Origin of the sequence: Thermoactinomyces sp. CICC 23799, from assembly GCF_016055145.1 — a bacterium.
Taxonomy (GTDB): domain Bacteria; phylum Bacillota; class Bacilli; order Thermoactinomycetales; family Thermoactinomycetaceae; genus Thermoactinomyces; species Thermoactinomyces intermedius.
This window is the reverse complement of sequence record NZ_JAECVV010000002.1, coordinates 52,854-69,869: the sequence shown is the minus strand read 5'-3', so window position 1 is coordinate 69,869 and position 17,016 is coordinate 52,854. Positions and strand designations below refer to the sequence as shown.

Genomic DNA, 17,016 nt, shown 5'->3' with positions numbered 1-17,016 from the left:
GGGTGATACCATGAAAAAAGCAGGTTGGTTTTTCGGAGCGCTTTGTGGGCTGTTGCTCTTGGCAGGATGCGGAAATTCGAACACTTCGCAAAATCAAAACGGGACGACAACGGCTTCGGATCCCCAAACGGTCTATATGAATAACTGTTCTTCCTGCCATGGCGGAGACCGGCAAGGGGCCATGGGGCCGAGTTTGCAAAAGATCGGCGAGAAAATGAATAAAGATGAAATTCTTCAGGTTTTGGAGAATGGAAAAGGAAGCATGCCTGCTCAATCGCACATTCCCCAGGATCAGCGGGAAAAATTGGCTGATTGGTTGATTGGGCAGCCATAATCCGCACGTTCAAAAGCCAAGCAAATCGCTTGGCTTTTTTTGTTTCTCCTGAAATACGGTTGAATAAATATTATATTAAATGTATAATAATACATATCCAGAATGAAGGTGTGTGATTCTTTGAGAGTTTCAGTGATCGGTTCCACGGGTTATGGCGGCATGGAGTTATTGCGAATTCTTAAGCGTCATCCGGAATTTCAAATTGCTTCTTATGTTTCCTCTTCCCAAGCCGGGCGGCCGTTAAACCGTTCTTTTCCGCACATGCCCCAATTGACGGAAACGTTTTGGGATCTGGATGTGAAACAAATTTGTGACTCGGCGGATCTTATTTTTTTTGCCACCCCGGCGGGCGTCAGTAAGGAGTACGCGCCTTTGTTTATGGAAGAAGAAAAGGTTGTGATTGATTTGTCCGGGGATTTCAGGCTGAATGATCCCGGTCAGTATGAAACGTGGTACCAAAAACCGGCAGCGGACCGCAAATATCTGGACATGGCGGTTTACGGGTTGAGTGAATGGTTTGCCGGAGAGTTGAAAACGGCGCAACTCATCAGTAATCCGGGGTGTTATCCGACGGCCGCGTTGCTTGCGCTTTTGCCGCTTTTAAAGGAAAAGTGTCTGGATCCGGCTTCGGTCATTATTGATGCCAAATCAGGGGTCACCGGTGCCGGACGGGCTGCCAGGCAGCCAAACTTGTTCAGCGAAATCAACGAAAATCTTCGTCCTTATAAAATCAGTCATCATCAACACATTCCCGAAATCGAGCAGGTGGCAAGCGGCCTGGCCGGGACGGATGTAAGGGTTCAATTTGTTCCCCATCTGGTTCCGATGAACCGGGGGATATTGGTCACGATCTATGCACAGCCGCTGAATAAATATACAAAAGCGGACCTTTTGCAACTGTATGAGGAAACGTATGCTTCGGAGCCGTTTGTTCGTGTATTAAAAGACAAATGGCCCGAAACCAAAGCGGTGCAAGGAAGCAATTTTTGTGACATCGGGGTTCAAGTGGATGAACGGACTGGGAGGTTCGTCATCCTGGCGGCGATTGATAACTTAATGAAAGGAGCAGCGGGACAAGCCGTGCAAAATGCCAACATTCGCATGGGGTGTCCGGTCACTGCCGGACTCGATATGGATCCGCTTTATCCTTAAACGGGGGGAGACGACATGATCACCGGAACGGATTGGTTTCAAATTCTTGAAAATCCTTCCATTGCATTGCCTGCAGGGTTTTCAGCCAAGGGAGTCCATGCCGGGTTGAAAAGAAAGCGGAAGGATTTGGGGATAATTCAGTGTGAAGTGCCAGCTTCGGCGGCAGCGGTTTATACCGTGAATGCCTTTCAGGCCCCGCCGATCAAAGTGACGCAGGAAAGCATGGGCGTGGAAAACAAGTTGCAAGCCGTTGTGGTCAACAGTGCCATTGCCAATGCATGCACGGGGGAACGGGGATTGGAAGATGCGAGACAAATGCGGGATCAAGCCGCTGACTTGTTAAATATTCCTTCGCATTTGGTCGCCGTGGCATCCACGGGCGTGATTGGCGAGTATCTGCCCATGGACCGGGTGACGACCGGCCTGCAACGATTGGTGACGGAGACGGACAACCAACCTGCGGCATTTGCCGAAGCGATCCTGACGACGGATACATGCACCAAAGAAATTGCCGTCACCTTGGAAATCGACGGGAAGCCGGTAACCATTGCGGGAGTGGCCAAAGGTTCCGGCATGATTCATCCCAATATGGCGACCATGCTTTCTTTTATTACCACCGATGCCAAAATCGGGCCGGATCATTTGCAGAGATTGCTTTGGCAAACCACTGATGAAACGTTCAATATGATCACGGTGGACGGCGACACCAGTACCAATGACATGGTATTGGTGATGGCAAGCGGATATGCCGGACACCGGCCACTCACCGGTCAACATCCGGATTGGGCACGGTTTCAAGCCGCATTCCAATATGTTTGCGAGGCATTGTCCAAAATGATTGCCCGCGACGGGGAAGGAGCCACCCGTTTGATTCAGGTCCGGGTCGAAGGAGCCCCGTCGAAGGAAGCGGCCCGGAAGGTGGCCAAATCCGTGGTGGGATCCAACCTGGTGAAAACCGCCGTTTTCGGAGAGGATGCCAATTGGGGACGGGTCATCTGCGCAGCCGGCTATGCCGATCCTTCGTTAAATCCGGAAAACATGGACATCTGGTTGGGGCCGGTTCAGGTGGTGAAAAAAGGGATGGCTACCGACTTCCGTGAGGAGTTGGCAGAGCAAGTGTTAAAACAGGATGTGGTGGAGATCCGGTTGGATTTGGGCGCCGGGATGGAGGAAGCCGTTGCCTGGGGATGTGATTTGACCTATGAATATGTCCGCATCAATGCAAGCTACCGGACATAAACAAAGGAGGAACAAAAAGTCTCCAATGATTGTGTTCAAATTGGGGGGAAGCGTACTGAAACGGCTTCACCCGGATTTTTTTCGGAAGTGCAGGAAATTGGCAAAAGAAAACATTCCGTATGTGATCGTGCATGGCGGCGGTCCTTTTGTTTCAAACTGGATGAACAAACTGGGGCAAAAACCGGTGTTTATCAAGGGGAGACGGGTCACGGATGAAGGAACGCTGGATATCGTGCAAATGGTGCTGGCCGGTCAAGTGAACAAACAGCTCATTTCGCGTTTGCTCCAAGAAGGGATTCCGGCGCTTGGCATCAGCGGAATCGATCTGAATTTGATCACGGTGAAACCCAAAGACGAAAAACTGGGTTTTGTCGGGGAAGTGACCGGACTGAACCGGGAAGTGCTTCATCAGCTGTTGGAGTCCGGCTGGGTGCCTGTCCTTTCATCCCTCGGAATCGGAGAAAAAGGGCAAGTGTTTAATGTCAATGCCGATGAAGCAGCCGCCTCGGTTGCACAAGGGTTGGGAGCCAGGAAATTGGTCATGGTCAGCGATGTGGACGGAATTTTCATAAAGGAAGGAAATGATAAAAAGCTGTTGCGCCATGCAACGCCGGAAATGGTGGAGCAATTGATTTCAGAAGGGCAGATCACCGGCGGCATGATCCCGAAAGTCCGGTCCGCGGTTCGTTGCTTGGACGGCGGGGTGGAGGAAGTTTGGATTATCAACGGGGAAAAAGGCCGCGACACGGATGAGAAAGGAACGGATTCCCCGGGTACCTGCCTGGTGAAGAAAGAGGTGAGCGAACGTGTCTCTGTTTCCAACTTATAAACGCCACCCCGTTCATTTTGTGGACGGCGAAAAGGCGGTGTTGACCGATGCACAGGGAAAACGGTATCTGGATTTTGGTTCCGGCATCGGGGTGACCAATTTGGGCCATAAACACCCCCGCGTGTTGGAAGCGCTCATGGAGCAAGCCCGGGCGGTTTGGCATGTATCCAACCTGTTTGAACAGCCGCTGCAGGTAAAAGTGGCGGAAAAGTTGTGTCAAATCACCGGATTGGATGCCGTCTTTTTTTGTAACAGCGGGGCGGAAGCGAATGAAGCATTAATCAAATTGGCCCGGAAATGGGCGAAAGACGCAAAGATCATCCATGAGCCTGAAATCATCACCTTCACCGGCTCTTTTCACGGCCGTACACTGGCCACTTTGACGGCCACGGGGCAAGAGAAAGTAAAAACGGGATTTGACCCTTTGCCGCCCGGATTCCGCACCGTTCCCTATGGCGACATGGAGGCGGTGAAAAAAGCCACCCGGACAACCACCGCGGCTGTTTTTCTGGAACTGGTGCAAGGGGAAGGCGGGGTCCGGCCGGCCGATCCGGCGTTTGTCCGGGAATTGGCGGATTGGTGTAAGGAAAAAGAGATTTTGCTGATGATCGATGAAGTGCAGACCGGAATCGGAAGAACGGGTGAATGGTTTGCTTATCAGGTGTATGGCATCAAGCCGGATGCCATCTCCGTCGCCAAAGGGTTGGGAAACGGGTATCCGGTCGGGGCCGTTGTGGCGGATTCCCGCCTGAAACCGGTGTTGGGCCCCGGCACACACGGGACGACATTTGGCGGCAATCCGTTGGCCATGGCCGTTTGTGATGCGGTTTTGACCGAAATCGGACAAACCGGATTGTTGGAGCAGGTAAGGGAAAAAGCGGAATATTTAAAGAAGAAGCTGGACGATTTGGTCCGCTCCCTTCCCGCTGTCCGGGAAATCCGCCAAAAAGGATTGATGGTCGGCATTGAGCTGGATGAACCGGCGGCCCCGTTCATCCGTCAGCTGTTGGAAAACGGACTGGTTGTGCTGCCTGCCGGTGAAAAGGTTTTGCGCCTGTTGCCGCCTTTGATTGTAAGTGAAGAAGAAATCGGCCAGGCAGTCTCCGTTTTGCATCAAACATTGTCACAAACAAAAATCGGCGTGTGAGGAGGGGCGAGCGTGAAAGAGACGATGGAAACGCCGCTGTTGGCGGGGAAAAAAGGGAAAAGCTTCTTGACATTGATCGACTGGGAGCCGCATGAAATCGAAGCTTTGCTTCAATCAGCCCTCAAACTCAAATCATTGCGGAACAAGGGGGAACACGGTCAGCCGCTGAAAGGAAAAAGCCTGGCGATGCTGTTTGAAAAGCCGTCCACCCGGACCCGGGTCTCTTTTGAAGTCGGGATGAAGGAGTTGGGGGGATTCACGGTCTTGCTCCGGAACGATGAGATGCAGTTGGGCAGGGGGGAAAGCATAGAGGACACAGCAGGCGTTCTTTCGCGGTTTGTGGATGCGATTTTGATCCGCACCCATGAACATGCACGGATTGAGCGCCTGGCCGATGCAGCCGCCATTCCGGTCATTAACGGGCTTTCCGATCAGGCCCATCCCTGCCAGGCGCTGGCCGATTTGTTGACCATATTGGAAAAAAAGGGATCGTTAAAAGGAGTGAAATTGACTTATGTCGGGGACGGAAACAATGTCCTTCACTCTCTGATTCAGGCATCGGCGCTCACCGGCATTGATTTGCATGTGGCAACGCCGCCAGGTTATGAACCGGATCCCGCCGTCTGGAAGTACTCGGAGCAAATTGCCGAAAAAACGGGATCCTCTCTCTCATTCCATTATGATCCGGCCGTTTCCGTGCAAGAGGCCGATGTGGTATACACGGATGTCTGGGCAAGCATGGGACAGGAAGAAGAAAAAGAAGAGCGAAACCAAACGTTTGCTTCTTATCAAGTGAATGCTTCGCTGATGGAAAAAGCGAAACCCGATGCCATCTTTATGCATTGCCTGCCTGCTTACCGAGGGCTGGAAGTGACCGCAGAAGTTTTGGAGGGGCCGCAATCTGTGGTTTTTGACCAAGCGGAAAATCGTCTTCATGCACAAAAAGCACTTTTGGTTGCCATCCTGGCTGATGGTTGACCCGGAGGAAAACCCCGGTTTCTTTCGATCAGAAACCGGGGTTTTTTGTGTGGAGCGAATTTTGACAGGGATTTGATTTTACGTCAAAGTAAAAGGATTATGCGAATTAAAAATTAAAATAATAAATGTTATGATGTTGGTAAAAAGTGAGTACCAGCCGTTGATCCGTATGGTGTCGTCAGGATGATCTTGCAAAGGAGAACCGGTTATGGCTATACATGTTGGTGTTGAATTATCTTCTTCTTTTTTCAAGTTAGTCGAGGTGAAGAAAAAGAGGAAGAACATGGAGCTTCTCCAATACGTGGTCCATCCGCTGCCCAGTGTGTGGGCGGAATCGGGCACGTTTTTGGATCGGGAGGAATTGATCCAAACCATCCAGGAGGCCTTGTTGGGGAGAAGACTCAATACGAGACGGGTGCATGTCAGCATCCATTGTCGCCATGTTTTGTTTAAACGGGTGATGTTGCCGGAAATGCGCAAAAGAAAATACCGGAGATGGATTGAAAAATATTTGATTCCTGTGTTGGATCTTCCTTTTTCCGATCCGGTGTTTGATTTCCGTTTGCTGGATCATGTCTGGGAAGACGGGGACCAGCAAGAGGTTTTTCTGGCGCTGATCTCTCAGTCATACATTGACTCATTTGTCCGGTGTTTTCAATATTGCGGATTGGATCCGGTTCATATTGACCTGGCTCCTTTCGGTTTGTACCGGTGGATCCATTATCACAGGAGCTTTCAGACGCCCCATACCCTGATGATTCAAATCTCCAAACAGGATGTGGAAGTCAGCCATTTCATCGATCGAAAACTGGAACGGGTTTATCATCTGCATCTGCCGATGACTTCGTTTGCGGATCATGAGGACCGTCCGCATCCCGATCCGCTCCATCCTTTGTTGAAAGAGAAACAAGAAGTGGAGAGATATGGGAAACGTTTGATGGAACAAATCTTGGAAAAAGTGTCAGGAAAGGAAAGAAAATGGTTGAAAAGCTCCAGAGCGGAATGGTTTTTGTCCGGGGAAGGATTGGATTTTTATTTGTTGGAAAACTGGCTTCAGCAACATTTGGAGGCGTCTGTCAAACTTGCCCCTCCGGCAGAGATCATCATGCCTGAACCGTTGCGTGACCGCGCATCGAAATGGCTTGGAAATGCTTTGTCGATTCCGATCGGTCTGACGGTGGATGAGAAGGAAGGAATGGGACCATGAACTTTTTACCGCCACAGCCGATATACAAGCGGTTTTTTTACAGTTTTTTGTCCGGTATTTTGCTTTTGCTTTCAGGCTTGGGGGTAGGCATTTTATATGCCAAAAAGGTTGCCGGTGAACGCGTGACCGATTTGGAAGCGGAAGTGGCCCAAAAGCGGAAACAGTTGAATCAGGCCATCCGGCTTAAAAAGAACGAAGAGAAAATTTATGAGAGTCAGCAACCGGCCATGGATTATGAAAAGACGATCCAGGAAGTGGAGGCAAATCAACGGCGTTGGAAAGAAGCGGCCGATCAAGTGCACCAAATGGTTCCCCGCGGCACGGATCTGTTTCGCCTGCAAGGGATAGGAAATCAATTGGATGGTTGGGCCTATTTTTCTTCGATTTCGGAGGCGACGAAATTTCTTCAGGAACTGGTCGAAAAAAAGCCGGATTTGTATCAGGAAGCATGGATTGAGTGTGTCGGCGACCGTTGCATGAATGAAGTTCATAAAAAAAACGCCAATCAGGTATTGGTGCATTTCCGGCTGGATTTAAAAAGAGAGAAAGGAGCGGAAGAACCATCCGAAAACCAGTCAAGATCCGTCGGTGGAAGTCCGGAAAGTTCTTAATCACGACCCTGGCGGCTGGATTCCTGCTCATCCTGACCCTCTATTTTTACCTTGTGCATCCCCTGGTTTTAAAACAAAAATGGCTGGAAAGGGAGAGGGAATCGCTGACCCAAAACATTAAGAGGCATCAAAAATACCTGGCGCCCGATTACCAACCCCCGTCTGCGTTAACCCATATGGAGTTGAACCGGCTGGAGGAGAGAATTCCGCTGAACCGGCGGGATCCGGGCTATGTTGTCGATATTGAGCGGGCCGTCAAATCATCCGGTGCCGATTTTTTGAAGCTCGAAAGCCTGGAAGATCTCCGTCAAATTGCCCGTCAGGACACTGCGGAGCAAAGTGAGGCCCAACCGGTCAGTGAAGAAGAGCTCATGCAACAATTGGGGATGGTGGTGCGCCCGGAATTGGTTCCTTCCTGGGTTCAGCTGGAAGTCAAGGCCAATCAAAAGGAGTTTGCTTCATTGTTGGACCAGTTGCAAAAGAGTGATCGCTTGGTCAGCGTGATAGGCTGGGATTACCAATGGACGGACGAGCAAACGGCGGATACGGGTGTGATTTATCTGGCGGTTTATTCTTATCATGATCAAGAGGTGAATAAGGAGCCGCAGTAAAATATTTATGAACTGGCAGAAAAATTCTTGACGAAGGAATGATTTTTCATATAATGTTTGTATGAACTGAAAATTGAATTATTTTTTGTTCTTTGATGAAGGGGAGTAGCTGTATACAACAAAGTCGTCATTACGGGTTGATCCCCGGCTTTGTTGCAACATTTTTAATGTTGTTGGCAAGACCTTTGCGTGATTTGTCGTGCAAGGGTCTTGCCATTTTTTGTAATCCCCTGAATTCAATAACAAAATGGAGGGAAAGATTTTGGATTTTTTGTCAGTTGAGTTTTTCACCGCTTTGTTTTCCATTGTGATCATCGATTTGGTTTTGGCAGGAGATAATGCCATTGTCATCGGTCTTTCCGCCCGCAATTTGCCGAAAAACAAGCAAAAACTTGTGATTTTTTGGGGGACTGCCGGGGCCGTCGTGATGCGGATCCTTTGCACGCTGGCGGTGGTCTGGCTGCTAAAGGTTCCGGGGCTTTTGTTGATCGGCGGGTTGCTTTTGATCTGGATTGCCTTGAAATTGCTGATTGAAGAGAAAGGCGATGAAGATGTCGAAGCGGCCAGCAGCGTGATGTCCGCGATCCGCACGATTGTGATCGCCGACACCCTGATGGGCCTGGATAACGTTCTCGCCGTGGCCGGCGCCGCGCACACAAGCTTCTTGCTGGTGATTATCGGCCTTTTGATCAGTGTTCCCATCATCGTTTGGGGCAGCACCTTGTTCCTCAAGCTGTTGGAAAAGTATCCGTCGATTATTTACATCGGATCGGGAGTTTTGGCGTTTACATCAGCCAAAATGATTGCAGATGACAAGTTCATCCGTCCCTTTTTCCAAGGAGCGGAATGGTTGCAATATGTTTTCTATCTCGTCATGATCGCGTCCATTCTGTTATGCGGCCGCTGGTTGAAATTGAAAAAAGCGAAAAAAGAGGTTCCCAACGCCTCCTGATAACCGGGAAAAGAAGCAGATGTGATCCATCTGCTTCTTTTTTTATGGCAAAGAAAGGGAAATGATTTCATATTGTAGAACAATATTTTTGTTATGTTGATTATTATTTGGAATTGAGGGTAAATATGGAGAAGCTGGAATATCATTTGATGGAAGACGGAGACCGGATTTCCGTCTTGTATGCTTATCCGTCTGTTTCCAAGGAAGAAGTGTTGATGCGTTTTGCATGTGACTATTTTGTCAGGGGAAAAGACGTGTTTGAATGTGTCCATGTCCAAGCGGACCCGCCCATGCACAAGATTTATGTAAAACGCAGTGAAGAAGAAAAGGTGCTTGACGACCGCCTCCGTTTCAGCCCGTCCTGGCAGGGAATCCGCGTGGAAGTGCGCCATTTTGATGAACGGTGGTCCCGTTATCCCGTGGTTTATCGTTACCAATTTCACCATGCACAAGATGCTTTGCTCCGTTTGCTCAGCAGCCTGCACTTCATCGACGGGCAATGGTGGAAAACGACGTCAACGGAAGTGGATGAAAACCGGTATGTTTATGTGATCTATGCGGTCCCCGTTTTAAAGGAAGGAGGAGGAAAGGGATGAAAAAGAGCCGCCATCTGGTGGGGTTGTTCACGCTGGCCATGCTGTCCTTCCCGCTGTCAGGTTGCAATGACAAGAGTGACTGGGAATTTTGCCGGGACCAGAATCAAGATTTGTTATGCGATGATGACCAAAGCCGGGTGGATCCGAACAGTTACGTGGTGGTCAACGGGAAAAAAATGTATTATATCAAAGAAGAATCGTTGGTTTCATCCGGTTACAAAAAATCGGGCAGCAGTTACAAATCAGGAATTGGCAAAATCCGTGGCTCAGGAGGATAAATTTTGAAAGATTTAAATTATGCCAAGCGCAGGGAACAGATTTACCGCCCGCTGAGAGAAGAAAAGGTGTTTACCTGGGATGTCATGTACGGTCAGGAATATGCCCTCGCTTCGGTTTATCCTTTGGATCCGGAACTTCATCATGAAATTCAACAAGCGACTGCGTGTTTGGGGAGCATTTTTGAGCGCACGGTCAAGGTTTTGCAACAGGCCGATGACCGGTTGTTGGAGGAGTTGGGAATTCCCGGAGCGGCCCGAAGAGCTGTCCGGCAACCTTTTGTGTTTGACTGGCCGACGGTGATCGGGCGTTTTGACTTTGCCTGTACCCCGCAAGGATTGAAAATGCTGGAATTTAACAGTGACACCCCCACAGGCATAGTGGAGGCTTTTCATGTCAACGGACGGGTCACGGAAGCGATGGGCTGTCAAGATCCCAATGAAGGCATGGAGCAACATTTGACCGATGCCTTTCAAAATGTGGTGGAAGCATACCGGAAACGGGGCTTTCGAACCGATCACATCTGCTTCAGCGCGTTGGGCTGGCATGAAGAAGATGCCGGGACGACCCGGTATTTAATGAAGAAATCAGGCCTTTGCGCCCGTTTTGTTCCGTTGTCGTCCTTGGCCGTCAGGGGGGACCGGTTGTATGCCAGACAGGATCATGACGGCTATGAGCCGGTGGATGTTTTATATCGTTTGCATGCCATTGAAATCCTGGCCGAAGACAAAGATGAGGATGGTTATCCGACCGGGGCGCATCTTCTTTCCCTCATGGCCGGCCAAAAGCTGGTTTGCATTAATCCCCCGTCTGCTTTATTATCGCAAACCAAAGCTTTACAGGCACTGATTTGGAATTTATATGAAACAAATACTTTTTTCAATGAAGAAGAACGTGATGTGATCAAAACGTACATGTTGCCCACTTACTTGGAAAACAATTTCAAAGGCCATACGGCTTATGTGAAAAAGCCATTCTTCGGGCGGGAGGGCGGCGCCGTTTCTTTGTATGATTCAAAAGGAAATTTGATTGCCCGGGACGATCAGGACCTCTATTGGGATCAACCCATGATCTATCAACAATTGGTGTCCTTGCAAAAAGTGGAAGTGGAAACCCTCAAGGGAGCTTATCAGGGGGATTTGTTGTGGGGCTCTTTTTTGATTGGCGGAAAACCTTCGGCCGTGATGGCACGGGTGGATCAAAAAATCACCGGAAACCTCTCCTTTTTTGTTCCGGTGGGATGGAAAGAGTGAGCCGTTCCCTCCAAGTCGGATCATTGTTTCAGAGCAGAAACCTTTTTCTGGTTTCTGCTTTTTTTGGCCGATGCAAAAAATTGGGGGTGGATTTTTTATTCACAAAATGTATAATCATACATATAAATGAATTTTTATTAAAAGCGAGGGATACCCATGAGTAAGGAGAAAGTGGTCTTGGCTTATTCAGGTGGTTTAGATACATCGGTTGCGATTCCGTGGTTGAAAGAAAAATACGGCTATGACGTGATTGCGGTCGGATTGGACGTCGGTGAAGGCAAAGACATGGATTTTGTCAAAAACAAGGCGTTAAAAGTGGGAGCCATCAAATCCATTGTGGTCGATGCCAAGGAATGGTTTGCAGAAGAATACCTGCTCCCGGCTTTGAAAGCCAATGCTTTGTATGAAGGAAAGTATCCGATGCATTCGGCTTTGTCCCGTCCGTTGATTTCCAAAGTGCTGGTCGAAATCGCAAAAGAAGAAGGGGCCGTTGCCGTTGCCCACGGTTGCACGGGAAAAGGAAATGACCAAGTACGGTTTGATGTTTCGGTTGCGGCCTTGAATCCGGAGTTGAAAGTGGTGGCCCCGGTACGGGAATGGGGGATGACCCGGGATGAGGAAATTGCTTATGCAAAAAAGCATGGAATCCCGATTCCGGTAGATTTGGACAATCCGTTCAGCATTGACCAAAACATGTGGGGAAGAAGTTGTGAATGCGGTGAATTGGAGAATCCGTGGCAAGCTCCTCCGGAAGCCGCTTATGAATGGACGTGTCCTTTGGCCGGCACCCCGGATCAGCCGGATGAAATCGAGATCGGTTTTGAAAAAGGCGTGCCTGTGTTCCTGAATGGAACCCGGCTTTCTTTCCCGCAGATTTTGGAACAATTGAACAAGTTGGCCGGAAAACACGGCGTCGGACGGATCGATCATGTGGAGGACCGGCTGGTGGGAATTAAATCGCGTGAAGTATATGAATGTCCGGGAGCCGTCACATTGATCACCGCACACCGGGAACTGGAATTTCTGACGCAGCCGAAAGATGTTTTGCAATTCAAGGCCACCATTGAAAAAAAATGGTCGGAAATGGTTTATGACGGGCTTTGGTATTCGCCGCTGAAAAAAGCGCTGGATGCGTTCATTGAAGAAACGCAACAAGTGGTGACCGGAAAAGTCCGTGTAAACTTGTTCAAAGGCCATGCGACGGTCACAGGAAGAATCTCCCCGTATTCGTTATACAACGAAAAATTGGCCACCTACTCCAATGAAGACAGTTTTGATCATCAGGCGGCCGTCGGGTTTATTAAATTGTGGGGATTGCCGACGAATATTTATGCAAGCGTGCATAAAAAGGAGGAAGACCATGAAACTGTGGGGCGGGCGTTTCACCAAGACCACACACCAGTGGGTGGAAGCCTTTAATGCATCCATCGGATTTGACAAAGAATTGGCAGAAGAAGACATCGAAGGGAGCATGGCCCATGTGAAAATGCTGGGGGCATGCGGGATTATCACAGAGGAAGAAACAAACCGGATCCTGGAAGGTTTGGCAAACATCCGGCAAAAAGTCCGGGAAGGGAAAGCCGAATTCACCATCGAACATGAAGACATCCACATGAACATCGAGAAGATGCTGATCGACGAAATCGGGGAAGTCGGCGGGAAATTGCACACCGGGCGGAGCCGGAATGACCAGGTGGCCCTGGATATGCACCTTTACGTGCGCAAGGAGACGGTCGAACTGGCCGTCAAGATCCTGGAATTGCAGGAAGCTTTGCTCAAACAGGCCGAAAAACACGTGGACACCATATTGCCGGGATACACGCACTTGCAGCGCGCGCAACCCGTCCGGTTTGCCCATCATTTACTGGCTTATGTCTCGATGTTTGAACGGGATGTGGAACGGTTCATCGACAGCTTCAAACGCGTCAACTGCTGTCCACTGGGGGCCGGCGCCATTGCGGGGACGACATTTCCCGTCGACCGGCAAATGGTTGCGGAAGCGTTGGGATTTTCTTCGCTTTACGATAACAGCATGGATGCGGTGAGCGACCGCGATTATTTGGTGGAGTTTCTTTCTGTCTGTTCCCTGGTGATGGTTCATTTGTCCCGGCTGTCGGAAGAACTGATTCTGTGGTCGAGTGAAGAGTTTCAATATGTCATCCTGGATGATGCGTTTTGCACCGGAAGCAGCATGATGCCGCAGAAAAAAAATCCGGATATCCCCGAGTTGATCCGCGGGAAAACCGGCCGGGTGTTCGGTCACCTGATGGCTTTGTTGACCACGCTGAAAGCTTTACCCCTCACTTACAACAAAGACTTGCAGGAAGACAAAGAAGGGGTTTTTGACACGGTCCGCACATTAAAAGGTTCCCTTCGTTTGATGGCGGCCCTCATTGAAACAATGGAAGTCAACCACTTGAAAATGAAACGGCATGCCGGGCAAGGGTTTGCCAATGCAACAGATTTGGCTGATTATTTGGTGGGCAAAGGCATTCCTTTCCGCAAAGCGCATGAAATTGTCGGGAAGCTGGTGTTGTATGCCATTCACAAAGAAAAAACCTTGAACGACTGCACGTTGGAAGAGTTTCACCGTTTCTCCCCGGAAATCGGGGAAGATGTTTATTCCTGTTTGGAACTGGAAAATGTGGTGGATGCACGCAAAAGCGAGGGAGGAACCGCAAAAGAACAAGTATTGAAGACACTTTCAAACAAAATGGCCACACTTGAAAAACACCGGGAAACCATATCCAATATTTACTAGGAAGGAATTCTGTGGTAAGATAATACCCCAAATCACCATCATTTGGGGTTTTTTGTATTTTTGAATAAAAAATGATTTTGCAAAATATTAACCCGGGAAATTGGTGAATGGTGTTATAATATTGAAGTAGTTTTTGAAGGAAAGTAAGCCATTTCTTTATTTGATATTTTTCTTCAAATTTAGGATGATAATGGGATGAAGTGGCGGACTATTTTTGTTACCATCAGTAAGCAGGAGAAAAAATGGTGAGAGATAAACTATATTGAAAATCATGTTTCCTGGGGTGAGTTTCTGTGATTGAAATGCATGATGTGTGGAAGGTTTATCCAAATGGGGTTGAAGCTCTCCGCGGTGTGGACGTACGGATCGACCAGGGAGAATTCGTGTACGTGGTCGGACCGAGTGGAGCGGGGAAAAGTTCATTTATCAAGCTGATGTACAGAGAAGAAAAACCCACGCACGGCGTTGTTCTGATTAACGGAGTCAACGTCAAACGGGTACGCGATTGGAAAATCCCGCATGTTCGCCGCAAAATCGGTGTCGTGTTCCAGGATTTCAAATTGCTGCCGCATATGACGGCTTTTGAAAATGTTGCTTTTGCGATGGAAGCAATCGAGGCTCCCAAACGCAAAATCAAACCGAGAGTCACCGAAGTCTTGGAGCTGGTTGGTTTGGCGGACCGGATGCATGCCTTGCCGTCGCAACTTTCCGGAGGGGAGCAACAACGTGTGGCAATCGCTCGCGCAATTGTCAATAATCCAACTTTTGTGATAGCGGACGAGCCCACCGGAAACCTCGATCCGGAAAACTCTTGGGACATCATGTATCTGTTGGAAGAGATTAACCGGCGCGGAACCACCATCGTAATGGCGACACACAACAAAGAAATTGTAAACACACTCAGACAACGCGTTATTGCCATTGAACAAGGTGTGATTGTCCGGGACGAAATGGGAGGAGAATACGGCTATGAGGATTGAGACATTATCGCGACATTTTCGGGAAGCTTATCGTGGCGTGCGTCGCAATGCCTGGATGAGTTTTGCCGCGATCAGTGCTGTAGCCGTTACGCTGTTTATCTTCGGTATTTTCCTCATTTTTGCATTCAACGTCCGCTACATGGCGGTGGAGCTGGATAAACAGGTGGCGATTCGTGCAGCACTTGCCGAGCAGTTGACGGATGACCAGCAGCTCCAGGTATTGAAACAAATCGAATCGATGCCCGAAGTGAAAAGCGCGGAGCTGGTGCCGAAGGAAGAAGGGTTGCGTCAGCTGAAGGCCCAATGGGGAGAGGAAGGAACGGAAATCTTCCGCAGCTATGAAGGGGAAGGGAAAAACCCCTTGCCCGACGTCATTACGGTTGTACCCAAAGATCCGCATCAAATCAAAAGCCTGACCGACAAGGTGAAATCGGTGACCGGGATTGACGAAGCGGATGACGGTGAGTATGTGACCGAGCAATTGCTGACATTGTCCAGCTGGATTCGCAACATCATTTTGATTTTCGGATTGGGGCTGGCGACCCTTGCTGCTTTCTTGATTTCCAACACCATTAAGCTGACCATTATTGCCCGTCGGAAAGAGATTGAAATCCAACGGCTGGTGGGAGCCAGCAACTGGTTCATCCGGTGGCCGTTCTTTATTGAAGGGGCGTTTATCGGATGGGTTGGTGCCCTCGTTCCGACCATCCTGGTTCTGGTTCTCTATCAGGTGGCTTACACCATTTTGGGGGCCGGTGAAGCCCAGTCCATTCTGAAAATGATGCCGATCCTCTCACTGGGTACGTATGTGACCCTGTGCATTTTCGCTCTGGGAACTGCGATCGGGACACTGGGAAGCATTATTTCCGTGCGCCGTTTCTTGAAAGTGTAATGAGGAGGAATCTAGTTCGAGGAGGAGCAAAGTGATTAGGAAAGAATTTGCAGGGATATTTTCTTTTTTGCTGGTTTTTTCTTTGATCCCCGTCAAAGACAGCTTTGCGATCACAGATTCCTCTTCCATTGATGAGAAAAAAGAGGAAATCCGACAACGGGATCAAGAAATCATGCAACTGGAAAAAAAGAAAGAACTAGCACAAGAGGACATGAAACAGCTTTTGGGTCAGATTGAAGCGAAAAAGAAGGAACTCAACCGGTTGGACATGCGTGTTTATGCACTGGAAAACCAGATAAAGGAAAAACAGGAAGAGCGCAAAAACGTTGAGAGGGAATTGGATCTTTTGCGTCAAACTTACAAGCATCGCATGCAGGATATTTATTTAAAAGGGAACAATTTTTACTTTGAGCTTTTGTTGCAATCCAACTCCATCGGGGATTTCCTGAAACGGTACGATTATATCAGCATTTTGGCCCGGGCCGATCAGCGCGTGATCCAAAAATATACCGGCAAACAAAAAGAATTGGCCGGAGTTGAGCAGGAATTACGGGAGGATTTGGCTAACTTACAAACAGCGCAAAAAGAAGCCCAGGGCGTCTTTGCTCAACTCCAAAAAAAATACCGGCAACATGAAGGAAAGTTGGCGGCGCTGGAGACGAACCTGGCGGAATTGGAGGACCAAAACATTCAGGCCCGGAAAGAATTGCGCAACCGGGTGGCCAAACTGGAAGAAGAAGCCCGCAAAAAAGAGCAACAAAACCATCCGGATGGCAATGTCCCGTCAAGCGACGGCTTTCTGTGGCCGGTAAACGGGACGGTGACTTCCCCGTTCGGCATGCGATATCACCCGGTTCACCGGGAATACCGGATGCATGAAGGGATGGATATCGCGGCGAAAATGGGGACTCCGATCCGCGCCGCGTCGTCCGGTGAAGTGATTGAAGCCCGTCCTTCAAAAGGATACGGTTATGTCATTGTCATTTACCATGGGAACGGACTTTCCACGCTTTATGCCCACATGTATGCCCAAACGGTAAAAGTGGAAGTCGGCCAAAAGGTATCGGCGGGAGATGTCATCGCAGCTGTGGGAAGCAATGGATTTTCAACCGGACCTCACTTGCATTTTGAAGTACATAAAGGAAGTACACCTGTCGATCCCGCCTCTTATTTGCCTCCGGAACAGGGCAAGTAAGTT

At 49.1% G+C, this 17,016-nt stretch carries 18 protein-coding genes; all 18 read left to right on the top strand.

Annotated features, from left to right (window positions below):
• The first annotated feature begins 10 nt into the window (after nt 1–10).
• The 18 genes from I8U21_RS02770 (at nt 11) to I8U21_RS15245 (ending at nt 17,013) form a co-directional block, all read left to right on the top strand.
• Complete coding sequence (locus tag I8U21_RS02770; RefSeq protein WP_181731365.1) at nt 11–334, top strand: c-type cytochrome; 324 nt, start codon at nt 11–13, stop codon at nt 332–334.
• A 120-nt stretch (nt 335–454) separates the two neighbouring features.
• A complete protein-coding gene (gene argC, locus I8U21_RS02765; protein WP_181731366.1) occupies nt 455–1,486 on the top strand; it encodes an N-acetyl-gamma-glutamyl-phosphate reductase in 1,032 nt (343 codons plus the stop codon).
• A gap of 15 nt (nt 1,487–1,501) precedes the next feature.
• Nucleotides 1,502–2,725: a bifunctional glutamate N-acetyltransferase/amino-acid acetyltransferase ArgJ gene (gene argJ, locus I8U21_RS02760; RefSeq protein WP_181731367.1), complete on the top strand. Its 1,224-nt coding sequence runs from the start codon at nt 1,502–1,504 to the stop codon at nt 2,723–2,725.
• Entirely contained in the window at nt 2,688–3,554 is an 867-nt protein-coding gene (argB, locus tag I8U21_RS02755) for an acetylglutamate kinase (protein WP_370527014.1), read from the top strand. Before argJ ends, argB begins: the two co-directional genes overlap by 38 nt.
• Entirely contained in the window at nt 3,532–4,701 is a 1,170-nt protein-coding gene (locus tag I8U21_RS02750) for an acetylornithine transaminase (protein ID WP_181731369.1), read from the top strand. The genes argB and I8U21_RS02750 overlap by 23 nt, the downstream gene beginning before the upstream one ends.
• Nucleotides 4,702–4,725: 24 nt before the next feature.
• Nucleotides 4,726–5,679, top strand: a complete 954-nt coding sequence (gene argF / locus I8U21_RS02745) for an ornithine carbamoyltransferase (RefSeq protein WP_181731618.1) — start codon at nt 4,726–4,728, stop codon at nt 5,677–5,679.
• A gap of 208 nt (nt 5,680–5,887) precedes the next feature.
• Nucleotides 5,888–6,886 carry a type IV pilus biogenesis protein PilM gene (pilM, locus tag I8U21_RS02740; RefSeq protein ID WP_181731370.1) on the top strand — a complete coding sequence of 333 codons (999 nt, stop codon included), beginning with the start codon at nt 5,888–5,890 and terminating at the stop codon, nt 6,884–6,886.
• Entirely contained in the window at nt 6,883–7,497 is a 615-nt protein-coding gene (locus I8U21_RS02735; RefSeq protein ID WP_181731371.1) for a hypothetical protein, read from the top strand. The genes pilM and I8U21_RS02735 overlap by 4 nt, the downstream gene beginning before the upstream one ends.
• Before the next feature lie 53 nt (nt 7,498–7,550).
• Nucleotides 7,551–8,108: a hypothetical protein gene (locus I8U21_RS02730; protein WP_181731372.1), complete on the top strand. Its 558-nt coding sequence runs from the start codon at nt 7,551–7,553 to the stop codon at nt 8,106–8,108.
• A gap of 262 nt (nt 8,109–8,370) precedes the next feature.
• Complete coding sequence (locus I8U21_RS02725) at nt 8,371–9,060, top strand: TerC family protein (RefSeq protein ID WP_181731373.1); 690 nt, start codon at nt 8,371–8,373, stop codon at nt 9,058–9,060.
• A gap of 125 nt (nt 9,061–9,185) precedes the next feature.
• A complete protein-coding gene (locus I8U21_RS02720; protein WP_198053220.1) occupies nt 9,186–9,656 on the top strand; it encodes a hypothetical protein in 471 nt (156 codons plus the stop codon).
• Nucleotides 9,653–9,934: a hypothetical protein gene (locus tag I8U21_RS02715; RefSeq protein ID WP_198053219.1), complete on the top strand. Its 282-nt coding sequence runs from the start codon at nt 9,653–9,655 to the stop codon at nt 9,932–9,934. Before I8U21_RS02720 ends, I8U21_RS02715 begins: the two co-directional genes overlap by 4 nt.
• Nucleotides 9,935–9,937: 3 nt before the next feature.
• On the top strand, nt 9,938–11,185 hold the full coding sequence (locus I8U21_RS02710; protein WP_198053218.1) for a glutathionylspermidine synthase family protein: 1,248 nt from the start codon (nt 9,938–9,940) through the stop codon (nt 11,183–11,185).
• Between the two features lie 156 nt (nt 11,186–11,341).
• Complete coding sequence (locus I8U21_RS02705) at nt 11,342–12,604, top strand: argininosuccinate synthase (RefSeq protein WP_181731377.1); 1,263 nt, start codon at nt 11,342–11,344, stop codon at nt 12,602–12,604.
• Nucleotides 12,546–13,946, top strand: a complete 1,401-nt coding sequence (gene argH / locus I8U21_RS02700) for an argininosuccinate lyase (protein WP_198053217.1) — start codon at nt 12,546–12,548, stop codon at nt 13,944–13,946. Before I8U21_RS02705 ends, argH begins: the two co-directional genes overlap by 59 nt.
• A gap of 293 nt (nt 13,947–14,239) precedes the next feature.
• Nucleotides 14,240–14,926: a cell division ATP-binding protein FtsE gene (ftsE, locus tag I8U21_RS02695; RefSeq protein WP_037997772.1), complete on the top strand. Its 687-nt coding sequence runs from the start codon at nt 14,240–14,242 to the stop codon at nt 14,924–14,926.
• Entirely contained in the window at nt 14,916–15,818 is a 903-nt protein-coding gene (gene ftsX / locus I8U21_RS02690) for a permease-like cell division protein FtsX (RefSeq protein WP_181731379.1), read from the top strand. The genes ftsE and ftsX overlap by 11 nt, the downstream gene beginning before the upstream one ends.
• Before the next feature lie 31 nt (nt 15,819–15,849).
• Nucleotides 15,850–17,013: a murein hydrolase activator EnvC family protein gene (locus I8U21_RS15245; protein ID WP_198053216.1), complete on the top strand. Its 1,164-nt coding sequence runs from the start codon at nt 15,850–15,852 to the stop codon at nt 17,011–17,013.
• Nucleotides 17,014–17,016: the final 3 nt, after the last annotated feature.

Coding starts and splice junctions, on each gene's coding strand:
- I8U21_RS02770 (WP_181731365.1), top strand. CDS start 11: ATGAAAAAAGCAGGTTGGTTTTTCGGAGCGCTTTGTGGGCTGTTGCTC.
- argJ (WP_181731367.1), top strand. CDS start 1,502: ATGATCACCGGAACGGATTGGTTTCAAATTCTTGAAAATCCTTCCATT.
- argB (WP_370527014.1), top strand. CDS start 2,688: ATGAATATGTCCGCATCAATGCAAGCTACCGGACATAAACAAAGGAGG.
- argF (WP_181731618.1), top strand. CDS start 4,726: ATGGAAACGCCGCTGTTGGCGGGGAAAAAAGGGAAAAGCTTCTTGACA.
- pilM (WP_181731370.1), top strand. CDS start 5,888: ATGGCTATACATGTTGGTGTTGAATTATCTTCTTCTTTTTTCAAGTTA.
- I8U21_RS02735 (WP_181731371.1), top strand. CDS start 6,883: ATGAACTTTTTACCGCCACAGCCGATATACAAGCGGTTTTTTTACAGT.
- I8U21_RS02720 (WP_198053220.1), top strand. CDS start 9,186: ATGGAGAAGCTGGAATATCATTTGATGGAAGACGGAGACCGGATTTCC.
- I8U21_RS02715 (WP_198053219.1), top strand. CDS start 9,653: ATGAAAAAGAGCCGCCATCTGGTGGGGTTGTTCACGCTGGCCATGCTG.
- I8U21_RS02705 (WP_181731377.1), top strand. CDS start 11,342: ATGAGTAAGGAGAAAGTGGTCTTGGCTTATTCAGGTGGTTTAGATACA.
- argH (WP_198053217.1), top strand. CDS start 12,546: ATGAAACTGTGGGGCGGGCGTTTCACCAAGACCACACACCAGTGGGTG.
- ftsX (WP_181731379.1), top strand. CDS start 14,916: ATGAGGATTGAGACATTATCGCGACATTTTCGGGAAGCTTATCGTGGC.